The organism is Chryseobacterium sediminis, assembly GCF_008386505.1.
GTDB lineage: Bacteria > Bacteroidota > Bacteroidia > Flavobacteriales > Weeksellaceae > Chryseobacterium > Chryseobacterium sediminis.
On sequence record NZ_VUNZ01000001.1, the window covers coordinates 2483676 to 2501058 of the forward strand.

At 35.8% G+C, this 17383-nt stretch carries 17 protein-coding genes and 1 other RNA gene; 11 read left to right on the top strand and 7 right to left on the bottom strand.

The annotated features are described in order from the left end of the window. Positions 1 to 39: 39 nt before the first annotated feature. The 3 genes from FW780_RS11265 to rpsU all read right to left on the bottom strand — a co-directional run bounded on the left by FW780_RS11265 (position 40) and on the right by rpsU (position 1490). Complete coding sequence (locus FW780_RS11265; protein ID WP_047379265.1) at positions 40 to 330, bottom strand: HPF/RaiA family ribosome-associated protein; 291 nt, start codon at positions 328 to 330, stop codon at positions 40 to 42. Next, entirely contained in the window at positions 327 to 1214 is an 888-nt protein-coding gene (locus tag FW780_RS11270; protein WP_149833852.1) for a tyrosine-type recombinase/integrase, read from the bottom strand. The genes FW780_RS11265 and FW780_RS11270 overlap by 4 nt, the downstream gene beginning before the upstream one ends. A gap of 78 nt (positions 1215 to 1292) precedes the next feature. Then, positions 1293 to 1490, bottom strand: coding sequence for a 30S ribosomal protein S21 (gene rpsU / locus FW780_RS11275; protein ID WP_047379266.1), 198 nt, complete (start codon positions 1488 to 1490; stop codon positions 1293 to 1295). A gap of 267 nt (positions 1491 to 1757) precedes the next feature. Between rpsU and ssrA the strand changes: the two genes are divergently transcribed. The 7 genes from ssrA to pyk all read left to right on the top strand — a co-directional run bounded on the left by ssrA (position 1758) and on the right by pyk (position 7326). Continuing rightward, positions 1758 to 2156, top strand: a transfer-messenger RNA (tmRNA) gene (ssrA, locus tag FW780_RS11280). A 164-nt stretch (positions 2157 to 2320) separates the two neighbouring features. Further along, positions 2321 to 2752, top strand: a complete 432-nt coding sequence (locus FW780_RS11285) for a hypothetical protein (protein WP_149833653.1) — start codon at positions 2321 to 2323, stop codon at positions 2750 to 2752. A gap of 392 nt (positions 2753 to 3144) precedes the next feature. Further along, positions 3145 to 3384 (top strand): acyl carrier protein, encoded by a 240-nt coding sequence (locus tag FW780_RS11290; protein ID WP_002976354.1) that lies wholly within the window; start codon positions 3145 to 3147, stop codon positions 3382 to 3384. 34 nt (positions 3385 to 3418) lie between these two features. Then, positions 3419 to 4663, top strand: a complete 1245-nt coding sequence (gene fabF / locus FW780_RS11295) for a beta-ketoacyl-ACP synthase II (protein WP_047425151.1) — start codon at positions 3419 to 3421, stop codon at positions 4661 to 4663. A gap of 9 nt (positions 4664 to 4672) precedes the next feature. Next, positions 4673 to 5437 carry a ribonuclease III gene (rnc, locus tag FW780_RS11300; RefSeq protein ID WP_149833654.1) on the top strand — a complete coding sequence of 255 codons (765 nt, stop codon included), beginning with the start codon at positions 4673 to 4675 and terminating at the stop codon, positions 5435 to 5437. After that, positions 5415 to 5888, top strand: a complete 474-nt coding sequence (locus tag FW780_RS11305; protein ID WP_149833655.1) for an IPExxxVDY family protein — start codon at positions 5415 to 5417, stop codon at positions 5886 to 5888. The genes rnc and FW780_RS11305 overlap by 23 nt, the downstream gene beginning before the upstream one ends. After that, the gene (pyk, locus tag FW780_RS11310) at positions 5881 to 7326 is read left to right on the top strand and encodes a pyruvate kinase (RefSeq protein WP_149833656.1); all 1446 of its coding nucleotides are present in this window, start codon (positions 5881 to 5883) and stop codon (positions 7324 to 7326) included. Before FW780_RS11305 ends, pyk begins: the two co-directional genes overlap by 8 nt. A 158-nt stretch (positions 7327 to 7484) precedes the next feature. On the opposite strand, the gene FW780_RS11315 is transcribed toward pyk, so the two are convergent. The 3 genes from FW780_RS11315 to hutI form a co-directional block, all read right to left on the bottom strand. Next, on the bottom strand, positions 7485 to 8777 hold the full coding sequence (locus FW780_RS11315; protein ID WP_149833657.1) for an aldehyde dehydrogenase family protein: 1293 nt from the start codon (positions 8775 to 8777) through the stop codon (positions 7485 to 7487). Positions 8778 to 8914: 137 nt separating this feature from the next. Next, positions 8915 to 9835: a formimidoylglutamase gene (hutG, locus tag FW780_RS11320; RefSeq protein ID WP_149833658.1), complete on the bottom strand. Its 921-nt coding sequence runs from the start codon at positions 9833 to 9835 to the stop codon at positions 8915 to 8917. A gap of 83 nt (positions 9836 to 9918) precedes the next feature. Then, positions 9919 to 11142, bottom strand: a complete 1224-nt coding sequence (gene hutI / locus FW780_RS11325; RefSeq protein ID WP_149833659.1) for an imidazolonepropionase — start codon at positions 11140 to 11142, stop codon at positions 9919 to 9921. Between the two features lie 259 nt (positions 11143 to 11401). Here hutI and ruvB point away from each other — a divergent pair, with 259 nt between their 5' ends. From ruvB to coaE, 4 genes are read left to right on the top strand one after another with little or no spacing between them, the layout of a single operon-like run. Beyond that, a complete protein-coding gene (ruvB, locus tag FW780_RS11330; protein WP_149833660.1) occupies positions 11402 to 12424 on the top strand; it encodes a Holliday junction branch migration DNA helicase RuvB in 1023 nt (340 codons plus the stop codon). A gap of 42 nt (positions 12425 to 12466) precedes the next feature. Further along, complete coding sequence (locus tag FW780_RS11335; RefSeq protein WP_149833661.1) at positions 12467 to 13078, top strand: FMN-binding negative transcriptional regulator; 612 nt, start codon at positions 12467 to 12469, stop codon at positions 13076 to 13078. Between the two features lie 13 nt (positions 13079 to 13091). Further along, positions 13092 to 13958 carry an MBL fold metallo-hydrolase gene (locus FW780_RS11340; protein ID WP_149833662.1) on the top strand — a complete coding sequence of 289 codons (867 nt, stop codon included), beginning with the start codon at positions 13092 to 13094 and terminating at the stop codon, positions 13956 to 13958. Positions 13959 to 13967: 9 nt separating this feature from the next. Continuing rightward, positions 13968 to 14597 (top strand): dephospho-CoA kinase, encoded by a 630-nt coding sequence (coaE, locus tag FW780_RS11345; protein ID WP_149833663.1) that lies wholly within the window; start codon positions 13968 to 13970, stop codon positions 14595 to 14597. A 61-nt stretch (positions 14598 to 14658) separates the two neighbouring features. Here coaE and FW780_RS11350 read toward each other — a convergent pair whose 3' ends face one another. Further along, positions 14659 to 17091, bottom strand: a complete 2433-nt coding sequence (locus FW780_RS11350; protein ID WP_149833664.1) for a fibronectin type III domain-containing protein — start codon at positions 17089 to 17091, stop codon at positions 14659 to 14661. Positions 17092 to 17383 lie beyond the last annotated feature (292 nt).

Genomic DNA, 17383 nt, shown 5'->3' on the forward strand with positions numbered 1-17383 from the left:
ATTCTCAAATTTTTTATAAACTTTTTTTAACTTTTTTTTCTATGCCATTTCTTTTTTCTTGATTAATAGCTTTTTAGCAGTATCAACGCAAAGGTCCAGACTTTCTTCAAAACTTGCAGATGTCTTTTTTACTACAATATCATCTCCCGGAACCGCCAAAATAAGCTCAGCTGTTTTGTTTACTTTATCAGCGTTATTTTCTACTTTCAAAAATACCTTACACTCCTGAATCTTGTCATAGAAGGTATCTAATTTACTTACTTTTTTGTCAATGTGTGACTCTAGTGGTTCGTGTGGAGTTAAACCAATTGATTGTACTGAAATCTTCATAATTCTTCTTTTTTTGAAGCTCGAGGATGAGCCTGATTAAACACTTTTTTCAATTGTTCAATATTAGCATTCGTATAGACCTGAGTACTGGCAAGACTGGAATGCCCTAATATTTTTTTCACTTTGGAGATCTCCGCCCCATTATCCAACACGTGAGTAGCAAAGCTATGACGAAGGATGTGAGGACTTTTTTTTTCTTTCGTTGTTATAAGACTAAGGTACTTATTAACTACCACATAAACAAATTTTTCGTTGAGTTTTTTCCCCTTCTTATTTACAAAGAAATATGATTTAAATTCTGTCTGTGGATTTCTTATTTCCAGATAACTTTTAAGGAGTTCAGACAGTTCACTGGAAACAGGAATTACCCTTTCTTTATTTCCTTTTCCAATTACTTTTAATTCATTTTCATATAAGTCAACATTCTCAAATATCAGGCCACAAAGTTCAGCTTTACGTATACCTGTCTGATAAAGAACTTCCATAATGCATCTTTCAAGCACATCATGCATCTGCTCGAAAACTCTATCGTTAAGATCCGCCATTTCTTCTTTAGACATAGGGATCTGTTTTTCAGCATAAAACTTCAGGGAAGAAATCCCTTCTGTGGGAGAAACTTTAATTTCACCTATTTTTAAAAGAAAAAGATAAAAACTACGGAGAGAAGATAATTTTCTGTTGATACTTCTTTTGGAAATATTGTTTTCGCTCAGTTCAACAATGAAATTTCTGATGATTTTTTTATCTGCTTTAGCCAGATTGTCGGAAGACTCGGTTCGGAGAAAGAAATGAGAGAAGTCTTCAAGGTCTTTTTTGTAGCTTGTAACAGTATGAGGAGAGTACCTTTTTTCGAATTGTAAGTATTCTAAAAACTTTTCCAGCATCATAGGTATAAAAATAAAAATTCACTCCTCAAATATAAGAATTTAAGAAGTGAATTAATATATGGTTAAGAAAAAATCTTAAGCCTGCTCTTCTTTGCTAAGCGCTCTTTGTTTGTAAGCAGCTTTTAACCTTGATTGTCTCAAAGTTACAGAAGGCTTGATAAACGCTTGTCTAGATCTTAATTGACGAACTGTACCTGTTTTATCAAATTTTCTCTTGTATTTTTTTAAAGCTCTGTCGATGGATTCACCATCTTTTACTGGAATTATTAACATATTTTACATCTCATTTTGGATTGCAAAACTAGGCAATTTTTCTTACAACACAAAATATATTAACACAAAGAATCATTCTTTTATACATAGAGCCCTCACAAACCTAGTATTAAAGGCGATTAACACATAGTATTATTTTATCCACAATAACCAAACATTCAATTGCTAGCGCTTCAAATTATTAATTTTTCTATCTCCTCTCATAAAAAACACCCATATTAATGAAATGTAAACAAAAAGCATTACCTTTGCATTCACTTTATTTACGGGGTTGACTGGTTTCGACAGCAAGACCAATGGGTAAGTAAGCATGCAGAGAACCGTGGCGCGATCTCTTTAATCCCTTGCTACAAAACTTTAACTGGCAACGAAGAGTTCGCTCTTGCAGCTTAATATCGAAGTATAGTAGATCAAGCGTTTTCCTGAAGATAGTAAGGAAGCAAGATATCTCACAAATGCTCTGTTCTGCGGCGTTTGATCCTGAGATATAGGAATGCAGGAATAAGATTTTAGATGCTTCGGCTAAAATTCGAAAACTTTAGAAGATAAGCTGGAAGTTGGGTGTCTGCCCTCTGCCTTCAGTCGAAAACCAATGGTAGAATAAGCATGTAGAAATCTTATGTATTGCTTGTTTGGACGAGGGTTCGAATCCCTCCAACTCCACTTAAAAACCGCTTAAATTAAACTTAAAGCGGTTTTTTTTGTTTCAGTGTTAAAGTATTAACCGAAATTCTTATATTTACCCCAATACTATTAAATAATAATTAATACCTTATTAATCAGACTAATAACAACTACACTTTCTTTGGGTAGAATAATAACATTAACTCATGAAATTTCTATTATTACCTCTTCTAAGTATATTACTATTAACTTTAAGTTGTTCAGGAAACGATACTGAACAAGAACCTACAACTCTTTCCCAAACTAAACATTTTAATCCTCCAGCATGGATAAAGGGAAAGTGGATATTCAGGGATTCACCAACGGGCCAAGACTTTAAATTCACCAATGATGATTTTATCACTGAAAATAAAAGCTTCAACGATATGATAAATCAATCGAAAGACAAAACGAATGTAATAGCAATAGAAAATGAATATTCATCAAACGAAAACTACAAATTTAAAATAACTACGAGATCAAAAACTAGTAACTACTATGATGAACAAACATATTCATTCTTTAAAAAGAACGACACACTAATGATGCGGGTTCCAGATATGCTTGGTCTTCTTTATTATGTCAAAGTTAAAGAATAACTAATTTCTAAAATTAAGATCATAAACTTTAATTCAAAGAATCCCTCTATTTTAATAATGAGGGATTTTTATTTTTCATAGAGGTATCATAATCAGAATAAGCCCCGATATAAAAAAAAGCATCATTATTTTCTTAATAAATATCATTATCAAATAAACTCTTGCTTAAATCAAGATATTCTTTTCCTCAAAAAAATTGATTAGTATATATAAATATAAAGTACAGTTTCTTCATCCATCATTCCACCGAATATAACCCTCTGAAAACTAAAAGACTAAAGCGGTATAATTTAAAATGAAAGCTTCTAGCCCACAAAAAAGGCTAAAAAAATGTTTTATCGTAAAGAATTTTATATATTTGCACCATCTAACAATTAAAAAAATAATTTACTATGTCAGACATTGCATCAAGAGTAAAAGCTATCATCGCTGATAAGCTTGACGTTGAAGAAACAGAAGTAACTCCTGAAGCTAGCTTCACTAACGATTTAGGAGCTGATTCACTAGATACAGTTGAGTTAATCATGGAATTTGAAAAAGAATTTAACATTCAGATCCCTGATGACCAAGCTGAAAAAATTACTACTGTAGGACACGCTATCGCTTACATCGAAGAAGTAGTAAATAAATAATATTCTTCAACAAAAAAGAAATTAAACAAAGTTTATGGAATTAAAAAGAGTAGTTGTAACAGGATTTGGAGCAATAACGCCAATCGGAAATAATGCAAAAGAATACTGGGAAAATCTTGTGAAAGGTGAGAGCGGTGCCGCTCCGATTACTCTTTTTGATGCCACAAACTTTAAAACGAAGTTCGCTTGCGAAGTTAAAGGTTTCGATCCATTACAGCATTTCGATAAGAAAGAGTCTAAAAAAATGGACCGAAATACCCAACTGGGACTTGTTGCTGCCAAAGAAGCAGTAGCACATTCCAGAATTATTGAAGACAATGTAGACAAAAACAGAGTTGGGGTAATTTGGGGTTCCGGAATCGGAGGTTTAGAGACTTTTGAAACTGAAGTGTTAGGATGGGCCAATACGGAAATCCCGAGATTTAACCCGTTCTTTATCCCTAAAATGATTGCGGATATCACTCCAGGACACATCTCTATTGAATACGGTTTCCATGGACCTAACTACACTACTGTATCTGCATGTGCATCTTCAGCAAACGCTATAATTGATTCCAAAATGCTGATCCAATTAGGAAAAGCAGACGTTATTGTATGTGGAGGCTCTGAAGCAGCCGTAACAGCAAGTGGTGTCGGTGGATTTAATGCAATGATGGCACTTTCTACAAGAAATGATGATCCTAAAACCGCTTCAAGACCTTTCGACAAAGACAGAGATGGATTTGTATTAGGTGAAGGAGCAGGATGTATTATTCTTGAGGAATATGAGCACGCAGTAAAACGTGGTGCTACAATTTATGCAGAATTATTAGGTGGAGGTTTAAGTGCTGATGCACATCACATGACCGCTCCACATCCTGAAGGCCTTGGTGCTTATCTGGTAATGAAGAGTTGCCTGGAAGATGCAGGTTTAACTGCTGATGAAGTAGATCATATCAATATGCATGGTACTTCTACTCCATTAGGAGACATCGCAGAATCCAATGCAATCTCAAGATTATTAGGCGAGCATGCTTACGACATTCAGATTAATTCTACAAAATCAATGACAGGTCACCTTCTTGGTGCTGCAGGTGTTATTGAAGCTATCGCTGCATTGGGAACTATTATTCATGGTACTGTTCCTCCTACCATCAACCATTTTACTGATGATGAAAATATTGACAGCAGACTAAACTTTACGTTTAACACAGCTGTGAAGAAAGATGTAAAAGTAGCCATGAGCAATACTTTTGGATTTGGCGGGCATAACGCTTGCGTTCTATTTAAGAAAATCTAAATTCAATGAATGGAGTTACAGAAATACTTTTCTAAATTCCTTCTCAAAAAAAGAAAAAGACAATTAACGGAGAGAGAATATTTTCTCAGTACCGAACTTAAAAAAGTTTTAGGTACAGAGGTGCAGAATATCGCTCTTTACCGCGAGGCTTTTTCTTTGAAAAATTCTTCTAAAAATCAAGACAGCAATTACGAAAGGCTTGAATTTTTGGGAGATTCTGTTTTGGGTACAATTATTTCTTGTCATTTGTTCCAGACCTATCCTCAAGCCAATGAGGGATATCTGACACAGATGAAATCTAAGATTGTTAATAGGAAAAATCTCAATAAATTAGGAGAAGACCTCAAGCTTATCAACCTTTTGCAAAAGCAAAACAGTTCTTCCGCTTTGGGCGAAAATATCTCCGGAAATTTATTCGAAGCTCTAATCGGTGCCGTTTATTTAGACTTCCATTATGATACCTGTAAAAGGATTATTTTGGAAAAATTGCTGACCCCTTCTGAAATCAATAAGCTTGAAAACAAAATTGTAAGCTATAAAGGTCTCCTGCTTGAATGGAGCCAAAAGAAGAAAGTCAATATAAAGTACGAAACCTGCGAAGAAATACAGGCAAATAAATCTGTGGTATTCCGATGTCACGTTTGGCTGGGTGAAGGAAAAATTGCCAATGCAACGGAAACTTCCAAGAAAAAAGCAGAGGAAAAAGCAGCACAAAGGGCATTTTATATTTTAAATAAAAAAGAAAATATACTTGGAAATTCAAAAACTTTATGATCTTGATGATATAGAATTTGAAGATATTGCCATAGGATTGGTAAGATTAGCAAAAGATATACCTGCTCATGAGTTTTTTTACAAAATAAATCAAGCGAACAACCTCAGTTTTTCAAGAAAAAAAGATCTTGTCTTTCATGGAGGATATTATGATTACTTTTTTCCAAGATTTGAGGCCTACCACAAGTTTTCCAAGACTTGTTTCACCTTTATTTCCAATAAATCCTCTGAAAGTAAGCAAAAAAAAGTTCAGACCGAACTCTTTACAGAAGAAGAAAACATTAAATTTTTATTAAATAATCAGGTAGATGTGGAATATATTCTGCATAGTTCGGAACAGTTTCCTGATTTTTCCGTAATTTTGCTCCCTGAAAATCTTGTGTTTCCAATTCAAGATTATACACTGAGTTCTGATGAAGAACTTTATCAAATTATCCAGTATTATGAATAAGTATTTAAAGAAGACAAAAATTATCGCAACACTAGGGCCTGCTTCATCGTCGAAGGAGGTAATGTTAGATTTAATGAAGGCAGGTGTTGATATTTTCAGAATAAATTTTTCCCATGCAGATTACGACTTAGTTCGAAAAAATATTGAAATAATTAGAGAGCTAAACAGCGAGTATGGTTATTCAGTGGGAATCCTGGGAGATCTTCAGGGGCCTAAACTGAGAGTGGGAGTTGTAAAGGAAGGATCTTACCTGAATCCAGGTGATATTCTTACTTTCACCAATGAAAAGATGGAAGGAGATTCCACTAAGGTGTATATGACTTACCAACAGTTTCCACAAGACGTAAAAGTAGGAGAAAGAATCCTTATTGATGATGGAAAACTAATGTTAGAAGTTATCGAAACCAATGAAATAGATACTGTAAAAGCAAAAACCATTCAAGGAGGTCCGTTAAGTTCTAAAAAAGGAGTTAATCTACCTAATACGAATGTTTCTCTTCCTGCTTTGACAGAAAAGGATATTCAGGATGCTAATTTCATGCTTGACATGGAGGTTGACTGGATTGCTCTTTCTTTTGTACGTCACGCACAGGATATCATTGACCTGAAAGAATTAATTGCAAACCATCCAAATGGTAAATTCAAGACTCCGATTATTGCGAAGATTGAAAAGCCTGAAGGGGTTAAAAATATTGATGAAATCCTTCTTGAGTGTGATGGACTAATGGTAGCTCGTGGAGACCTTGGAGTAGAAGTTCCAATGGAAGAAGTTCCTGCAATTCAGAAAAATCTGGTAGAAAAAGCAAGATTCTATTCTAAGCCTGTAATCATCGCTACCCAGATGATGGAAACTATGATTAATAGTTTAACACCTACAAGAGCGGAAGTGAATGACGTTGCCAACTCTGTATTGGATGGGGCTGATGCCGTAATGCTTTCAGGAGAAACTTCTGTAGGTAGATATCCGGTACAGGTGGTAGAAAATATGGCTAAAATTGTAAAAAATATCGAGACCACTCATTTTTACCAACACAAAAATGAGCCTATCGAAAAAGATTATAACTGTATTGATGAGAGATTCATTACAAACAGGGTTTGTCTTGCAGCAGTAAGAATTGCTAAAACAACAAACGTTTCTGCTATTGTGACGCTTACTCACTCCGGATACACTGCTTTCCAGCTTGCAGCACACAGACCAAATTCTCATATCATTGTATATAGTGGTAACAAAAGAGTTATTACCATGCTGAACCTTCTTTGGGGTGTTCATGCATATTATTATGATATGAAAAAATCTACTGATGAAACAATCATTCAGGTAAATATGCTGACACATAACTACGGTTATATTGAAACCGGAGACTTTGTAATCAATATCAATGCTACTCCATCATATGAAGGTGGAAAAACGAATACGCTGAGATTGACAACAGTATAAGCAATAAGCAAAATTACTTTTTGTAAAAGCATATAAAAAAACTCCCGGAAATCATTTCCGGGAGTTTTTTATTTTTATATATAATAATTTTGTCATTCTGAACAAAACGGAGTGAAGTGAAGAATCTCTGAGGTTCCTCGGAATGACATTTTGTACTTTTAATTACCTACAATCGTCTTAGCTGTTACAAATTCTTTTAAAGCCAATAGAGACAATTCAGTTCCATATCCTGAAGCTTTTGATCCTCCGAACGGAAAACGCGGATCAGAGCTTGTCATTCTGTTAATATTGACAGTTCCTGATTCAAGGTTTTCAATGAAGAATAACTGGCGGTCTTTATTTGCAGTCCATACGGAATTGGAAAGCCCAAAAGGAATATCATTAGCCATTTGTAAAGCTTCTTCATCATTTTTTGCAATCATAACCATACCGAGAGGTCCAAAAAGTTCTTCCTTTAAAATCGGATTTCCTTCCTGAACTCTGATTAAACCTGGCTGAAATTCATTTTCTGAAATTCTTTCCAGAGGAATAATAATTTCTGCTCCATTTTCCAATGCTCTGTTGAATTGAGCTTCCAACTCGTCAGCAAGGTCCGGTCTTGCCATTCCTGCCAATTTTGTTTCTTTATCTAAAGGATCTCCAATTTCATATTTTTTATATTCTTCAATGAATATAGGAAGAAATTCATTTTCGATCTTTTCTTCAATGATAAATCTTTTTGCTGCAGTACAAGTTTGTCCACAGTTTTGGAGGCGGGATTTTACCCCAGCTTTTGCAGCTTCCTCCAGATTAGCATCATCAAAAATGATAAATGCATCACTTCCGCCTAATTCAAGCAAAGATTTTTTGATATTTAAACCAGCTATTGAAGCTACTTCTCCTCCAGCTTTTCCACTCCCTGTGAGACTTACACCTCTTACAGCATCATGTTCAAGGATTTCCTTCACTGCTTTATGTCCCACTTCAAGATTCTGAAAAATTCCTTCCGGAAAACCTGCTTCCAAAAGAACTTCTTCAATGGCATTTCCGCTTCCGAAACAAATTGAAGCATGCTTCAAAACTATTGTATTTCCAGCCAAAATTGCTGGAGTAGCAAATCTCAATACCTGCCAGAAAGGAAAATTCCATGGCATTACTCCTAAAATAACCCCTTTCGGAGCATAATGAACTTCGGAATAAGCAAATTCAGATTCTACTTTTTCAGGTTTTAAAATATTATCAGCAGCGGCATAATAATTCATCATTAAAGCACACTTTTCCACTTCAGCTATTGATTCTGAAATGGGCTTATTCATTTCCGTTGTAATTATTCTACCAAATTTCTCTGAATTATTCTTTAAAATTTCTGCTGCTTTTGCAATTAACTTCTGCCTTTCCTCAAACGGCACTTTTCTCCACACTGAAAACGCTTTATCTGCTTTAATAAGCTTGCTTTCAATTAATTGTTCCATAATATAAATTCTGTTTTAAATTCAGCTAATGAATTTATGAGCGCTTTTATTTTAAAAGCACGGTGAAATTAGCAAATTCCATTCCTTAAGGGTCAATAAAATAATGATTTTCTCTATCGGAAGAATATAACTTTATCTTACATCATTAGCCATTCATTCACAAGACATGCTGCCAGTCTTGCTGTTCGGTCCTGGATATCAAAAGAAGGATTAACTTCTGCCACATCCATTGCAACCAGTTTTTTATTTTTTAAGATATGTCTGTAAAAATGCATGAAGGTAGGATCCGCAAAGATTCCATTGTACGCCGCAGCCGAAACTCCGGGAGCGATTGATGCATTAAAGACGTCCATACAAATTGTAAGATAGGCATAATCTACAGTATCCAATAGTTCATCAATACGCTGATAGATGGATGGAAGATTTTCAAAAAACAGTTCATCGGCCAGGATATATTTCATTCTGTATTGATGCGCAGTATCAAAAAGCTTTAGCGTATTGGAGTTTCTCTGAATCCCAATATGCAGGGAATTAATAGGACCTTCCTGAGCAATCTGCCAGAATCCGGTACCTGAACTCGCCCCTACTCCTTTTTCCGGCTGCCTGTTATCAAAATGAGCATCAAGATTAATAATCCCTATTTTTTGCTCCGGAAAAGCTGTTTTGACTCCTAAATAATGCGCATAAGTGACTTCATGGCCTCCGCCTAGGACAAGAGATTTTCCACCTTTTAAAAGGACTTTTGAAACATTTTTGGCAAGATTGTTCTGTGTATTTTCCAGATTACCGTCGTCACAGGTAATATTTCCAAAATCCAGCATTGAAAAATCAGGAAGAATGACCGGAAAATTAGACATATTTTTCCTGATCACATCAGGTGCATCCTTAGCTCCCTGACGACCTTTGTTTCGCCTTACACCTTCATCTACAGCAAAACCATGCAGTACAAAGTCATCCGCTGCGATATTATCGTAATTACGTTCTTCTTTTACTCTTTGAAATATTCTGTGATGGAGAAGTTCTTCTCCGTCCAATCTGCCTTGCCAAATATTATTCATTTATTCAGTCATTTGCCTATTGTATGTATTCAATTAGCTGACATTGAAAATCTGCTCATTGAATAACAAAGTATGGTTAATTTTTAATTTTTATTCCCATCAATATAAACAAGTTCGGCTTTTAAGCTTCCCTGATTATACAGTACATTTTGGAAATTATTGGTTTTGAAAGTGACAAAATCTGCCTTTTTCCCCGCTTCAAGCTGTCCTCTATCCTCCAGATTAAGTGCGTATGCTGCACGGAAAGTCATTCCTGCCAACACTTCAGCAGTAGTTAGTTTCTGAAAAGTTGCTAAGATAGATGCCTGGGTAATTAAATTTCCCATTGGGGCTGATCCCGGATTCCAGTCACTTGCAATGGCAACAATAGCTCCTGCATCTAATAATTTCCTTACGGGAGTAAATTTTTCCCCTAGTCCTAAACTTGCTCCGGGAAGCGCTGTTGCTACGGTATCAGACTTTGCCAAAAATTCGATATCCTCATCAATCGTTGCTTCTAAATGGTCTGCAGACTTCGCTCCCACTTCTACTGCAATTCTTGAACTCCCTGGCGTAAACTGATCTGCATGAACGGTAATTTCAAAACCTAATGTTTTTGCTTTAAGTAAGAATTCTTTACTCTCTTCAGGCTGAAATGCAGACTTTTCGATAAAAATGTCTACTCTGTTCGCCAATTCTTCTTCTTTTACTTTTGGTAAAATTTCGGTAATGATATAGTCAAGATATTCAGGATTGCTTCCTTCAAAGTCTCTAGGTTTTAAATGAGCCGAAAGACAGGTAGGAACTAAAGTAGCCTTAGTTTCATTCTGTGCTTTTTTAATAATTCTAAGCATTTTCAGCTCGTTTTCCACATCCAGACCGTAGCCGCTCTTGACTTCAATGGTTGTAATTCCTAAATCAATCAAAAAATTGATTCTTTCCACTAAAGTTTTAAGTAATTCTTCTTCTGATGCGTTTCTTGTATGCTGTACAGAACTCCAGATTCCACCACCGCTTTCAGCAATTTCCAGATAGGTTTTCCCTGCATTACGCATCGCAAAATCATTAGCGCGGTTGCCTCCGAAACAAATATGGGTATGTGAGTCTACAAAAGCAGGAAGAACAATCTGCTCTCCTTCGATGTTTTCGATTTCTATGGTAGGGTTTTCTGTTTTTAATGTTTCAAAATTTCCAACTTTCTGAATAGTATTCTGATCTATTACAATTCCTCCGTCTACAATAATTTCAATTTGTTCATCGGAAAGTTTTCCTCTTAATGGTAAGTTAGCAAGCGTTACCACCTGCTTAAATGGTCCTATTAATTTCATTAGTTTAAAGTTAATGCTAATGTTCAGATTGAGGCTGATTCATTTATCATCAGAGCCTTCCTTCTAAACAATCAAAATTTCAATAATTTTTATGAATAATTTCTCCTCTCAAAATTACTTAAAATATCCCAATTATTTAAATCTTAGCGGTTCTCATTTTTTACCTTGTCTTAAACTCATCATCAATCTTAACCTTTTCTCAATCTGCCCTTCAACCTTAGTCTAAATTTGCTATCTTTGAGGTAAATGAAATGAATTAATGCCAGATTTTTTACATCCAGATAAGGAAAACTACTCACGCGAGGAGCTGATGCAGGAAGAGCAGATCCGTCCCCAGAGCTTTAAAGATTTTGCGGGACAGAGAAAAACGCTGGAGAACCTTGAAGTTTTTGTTACCGCTGCAAAAAGACGTGGCGGAGCTTTAGATCATGTTTTATTGCACGGTCCGCCGGGACTTGGTAAAACCACTTTGGCCAACATTATTGCCAATGAGCTTGGAGTAAACTGTAAGATTACTTCCGGTCCTGTGTTGGATAAACCCGGCAGTTTAGCTGGTTTATTGACCAATCTGGAAGAGAATGATGTTCTTTTCATTGATGAAATTCACCGTCTTTCTCCTGTTGTAGAGGAATATCTGTATTCTGCAATGGAAGATTATAAGATTGATATTATGCTGGAAACAGGTCCTAATGCCAGAAGTGTGCAGATCGGGCTGAATCCTTTTACCTTAGTAGGAGCCACTACAAGAAGTGGAATGCTTACCAAACCTATGCTTGCCCGATTCGGGATTCAAAGCAGACTGGAATATTATTCTATTGAACTTTTGTCAATGATTATCCAACGAAGTGCAAGAGTTTTGGGAGTTGTTATTTATGAAGATGCAGCGATAGAAATTGCAAGAAGAAGCCGTGGAACCCCAAGAATTGCCAATGCATTACTGAGAAGGGTACGTGATTTTGCGGAGATCAAAGGGAATGGTGAAATTGAGATCAATATTACAAAATATGCACTGGACTCTCTCAATGTGGATGAATTTGGATTGGATGAAATGGATAATAAGATCATGCGTGTCATGATTGAAAACTTCAAAGGAAAGCCGGTTGGTATTTCTGCTTTGGCCACATCTATTGCTGAAAATCCTGAAACACTGGAGGAAGTTTATGAGCCGTTTTTGATTCAGGAAGGATTTATTATCAGAACTCCGAGAGGAAGAGAAGTTACAGACAAGGCTTACAAGCATTTAAATATTACCAGACCTAAAAATCCAGGAGAACTTTTTTAGTTCAAGGTCTAAAGGTTAAGGTTAATGAGAGTTTATTAGTTTATGTTTATACCCAAATTATACAGAAGCGAAGATTACAATTTGATGAGAGAGATCATCAAAGAAAATTCTTTTGCGTTACTGATTTCTTCTGTTGACAAAATCCGGGCGACTCATGCTATGATGATGTTAAATGAAGATGATCCGGAAAATGCTTATATTGAAACTCATATTTCGAGAGCCAATCCACAAGCGAAAACCTTAAAAAACGGAGATGAAGTTCTTTGTGATTTTTTAGGGGCTCATACTTATATTTCCAGCAGCTGGTACGATCATATTAATGTTTCTACCTGGAATTATGAAGCAGTACAGATCTACGGTAAGATTAAACTGATGAATCATGATGAACTTTATGCTCATTTGGACAAATTAACATCCAAATATGAAAAATTTCAGCAATGTCCAATGATGGTGAAGGATATGGGAAAAGAATTTGTGGAAAAGGAAATGAAAGGTGCTTTCGGCATTAAAATAATTCCTAACGAAATATTTATCAAACAAAAACTTTCTCAGAACAGAAAAGAAGTTGATTATGACAGCATTATCAACCATCTTGAGGGCTCTGATGATAACGCAAGAAAGATTGCGGAGAAAATGAAAGTAATAAAGAAATAATCAAAATATACATATGAAGTTATATCCAATACAATGTGGAAAATTTAAACTGGACGGCGGTGCTATGTTTGGAGTCGTCCCGAAGAGTCTGTGGGAAAAAACAAACCCTGCAGACGAAAAAAACCTAATAGAACTGGGAACACGTTCCCTACTTATTGAAGACGGAAAAAAACTAATCCTGGTAGACTGCGGTCTTGGTAATAAGCAGGATGATAAATTTTTCGGACATTATTCTCTTTTTGGAGATGATACTCTTGATAAAAATCTAAAGAAATACGGCTTTATAAAGGAAGATATTACGGATGTATTCCTTACCCATCTTCACTTCGATCATTGTGGCGGTGCTATAGAATGGAATGATGACAGAACCGGATACAGACCTGCTTTCAAAAATGCCAATTTCTGGACCAATGAAAATCACTGGCAATGGGCTACAGAACCTAATGCGAGAGAAAAAGCAAGTTTTCTGAAAGAAAATATTATGCCGATACAGGAAAGCGGTCAGCTTAACTTTCTGCCTCTTCCTACTACCGGAAATTATGGTTTTGCTCCGGATCTGAAGATGGACGTCATCTTTGTGGATGGACATACAGAAAAACAAATGCTTCCGGTCATTCAATACCAGGAAAAAACAGTCGTTTTTGCGGCAGATCTTATTCCTACAGCAGGACATATCAACCCGGTATATGTGATGGGATATGATACCAGACCTCTTTTAACAATGGAAGAGAAAGGAAAATTCCTGAAGCAGTGTGTAGATAACGAATATTTACTGTTCTTTGAACATGATGCTCATAATGAGCTTGCAAGTCTTAAAATGACCGATAAAGGGGTAAGACTTGATGAGACGTTTACCTTTAATGATGTTTTTGGATATTAATTTTAAATCATGGAAGAATTACATTCAGAAACACAACAAGCTGAACCGGAACCAGCACCCAAGATCATTGGTTTAACAGGCGGAATCGGCTCCGGGAAAACTACAGTAGCCCGCTTTATAGAGGAATTCGGATTTCCTGTATATTACTCCGATGACAGAGCAAAGGCAATCGTCAATGAGAGTGAAGATCTGAAAATAAAGATTAAGGAACTTCTTGGTGAAGATGCTTATGATGAAAACGGGTTGTATGACAGAAAATTTGTTGCCAGTAAGGTCTTCAACAATAATGATCTGCTCCAGCAATTGAATGAAATCATACATCCGGCTGTACGAATCGATTTTGAAAATTGGGTTAAGAAGCAAAGCAAATATTTGGTTTTCAAAGAAACTGCATTATTGTTTGAATTAAAACTTAACAGACAATGTTATAAATCTCTTTTGGTAACAGCTGAGGATAATATCAGAGCTAAGAGAGTAATGGACAGAGATAATAAAACCTATCGTGAGGTAGAGGCTGTTATGGAAAAACAGATGCCCGAAAGGGATAAAATTAAAATGGCAGATTGTATCATCTACAACAATACCAATCTGGAAGAATTAAAAGAACAGACTGAGAAAGTAATCTTTGCTATTGAATAAGATATTCTTTAAGATTTCTTCTCACTAAAAATAAAAGCCCTCATTTTCTGAGGGCTTTAGTTTATTCCTTTATAAATTTCTTTTGGATGGTATTTCCATTATCTTCAATATATATTACGTAAACACTGTTGATCAGTTTACTCATATCAATCTTATTATTTACTATTATTCCACCTGATATAAATTGGCCGGAAACATTATATAGCTTATAATTAGCCTTTCTACTAATATTTTTTACATATAACAAAGTTCTTACCGGATTCGGATAAATCAGAACTTCATTCTGATCAAGTGAATTAGGTACCTGCTTTTTTTGAATGACCACTTTATAGTCCTCTACTTCTCCGTTTTTGATGTTAGTACAGTTTACTGGGATACCGTCTCTTTCCATTGCTACTCTCATCACTACATATTTGTGATCTGTCATACTTATAAAAGCATCAGCAGGAACATTGAATTTACCTGATACAGGGCTGTCTGAATTTGGTAAAGAAGTAAATACTCTTTCATTGATATCAAACTCTCCGTTTCTGTTGAAGTCAATCCATACTGCGATTCCCTCGTTGTAAGTAATTCCTGTCCATTTCTTTTCGATGATGATCTCATTGTCAGTTGATCCCTGAATCATCTCGATGAATGTTTTAGGAACTCCTGTATAATCTGTATACGTTGATGCTCCTGAATCATTCTCTATTGTTTTCTTACCGGCAGGCTTCACAGTAACTTTAGAAATATGCTCACCTGTAGAACTTCCTGAATGCATCTGACAGTAAATTATTGTAGGAGTTGTGAAGTAATATGGAGGAGTATGGTTTCCTGGTGTACCGTTACAGATATTCACCACCTGCATTTCATATTTAGTTAATTCTGTAAGACCTGTTAATACAAGGTTATTAACTAATGATGGTACTTCTGTCCAGCTTGGAATTCCCACTTTTCTATATCTAAGAACGTAAGTCGCTCCTGGGTACGGATCCCATTGAATCGCTGCCGATGTAGGAAGCAATTGAGTAATTGTTAATCCCGAAGGTGGATTTTCACACATCCTTTGTGTAGTAAATACTTTAGGATTAGAATATGGATTTATAACCGTACTTCCAACACATTGATTCGCAATTTGTACTTCATATGTTTTATTGGCACTTAAACCTGTAAGATTAAAAGTACTGGCAGGAGGTACTGGCAACGGTACCTGGTTCCATAATGCTGTTCCTACTTCTCTCCATCTCATTACATAGGTAGAACCTGTCGAAACCGGCGACCATTCAATCAACGCAGACGTTGATGTAATATTACTCACCATTACATTTGGAGGAGCCGGATCACACCTTGTTACAAACTCATTATGAGAATAAACTCCCGCTATTCCATTGCAGATTCCTGCAATCTCAACTTCATATAATGTAGCGGGTAATAAATTAGCCATATTAAAAGTATTCATTACCTGTGGAGGTAAAGCTGCCGCCTGATTGGTCACTATCCAGTTTAAAGTTCCGACAGGTCTGTATCTTATCTGATACTCTCCTACCCCATTATTCATAGGCCATTGTACAGAAGCGGAATTATGAGTCATACCAGCCACAGTAACTATTGGAAGAACAGCATTACAATCTAATGTTTTAAAATTCCCTCCAGAGACCCAGAGACTTTTATTAGCCCCACACACAGAACGTATCCACCAGTAATAAGTAGTATTCGGCAACAGCTGAGATAAGCTTGCTAAAACAACATTGGAAGCACCTGTAGCCGCTGTATTCTGATCAGGAGGAATATTTGTTGTTGTCAGATAATATTCATATCCATTTGGAGGCAGAGCTGGAGCCAACCAATTCAGCTGTGCAGTAGTAGATGTTATTAAAGTTACAGGCATTGGTGTAGGGAGAAAACACCTTCCAAGATAAATATTATCCACAGCAGCTGGCGGTTGAATTCCACTGTTATTATTATTTCTCCATTCAAATACTAACCGAAGATTCGTCCCTGCAAAACTGCTTAAATTCAAATTTGAATTGGTATAAGTCTGCCATGTAGACTGTGCATTGAAACTAGTACCTACTTTTATTCTTCCAGCCCCTGCTGTAATACCTGTTCCTGCTACCGGAGTAAAAGAACTTGGCACAAGCCATACTGTAAGATAATCCTGATCATTTTCTCCTGCTGCTCTCCAATCGAAGGATAAAACAGTAATTGTTGTTCCTGCAGGAATAACAATATCTCTATAAGTATGAACAATACTGGCAGAACCAGTATTATATGCATTTGTACCTCCATTTGTATTGGAAATATAGATAGCGCGGGCAGGATTTCCCGCAGCGTTGCCATACTCCCATTTATTTGTTTGTGCAGTATTTACAAAAGTAAAATTTCCATTATCAGCACTGAAGTCCTGTTTGTAAGGAAACGGAGCAGGAGCAATAGCATTACAAGATGCAAGTATTAGAGCAACAGTAAGAATACTTAATAACTTAAGTACAATATATTGTCTGGTTCTCATCTAAGAAAAATTTACTGTGTTTCGACAAATTATTTTTGCATCCGCAGTATTTCCATTTAACAAAATCAGATGACCTACTTTGCTAGGATCAGAAACTTCAACTTTCCATTTTTGAATGCTTAGCAGATAGAAATATGTGTCTACTAAAGAGGATAGAATTTTACTCATTTTGATATAATTTATTTTGATTAATAATAACATTTGAAAGAAAATTATACTTTACTTCGGTGTTCAAAATTATTATTAATTTCATAAAATAAAACCCAAATCAAAACCATTTCAACACAATAAG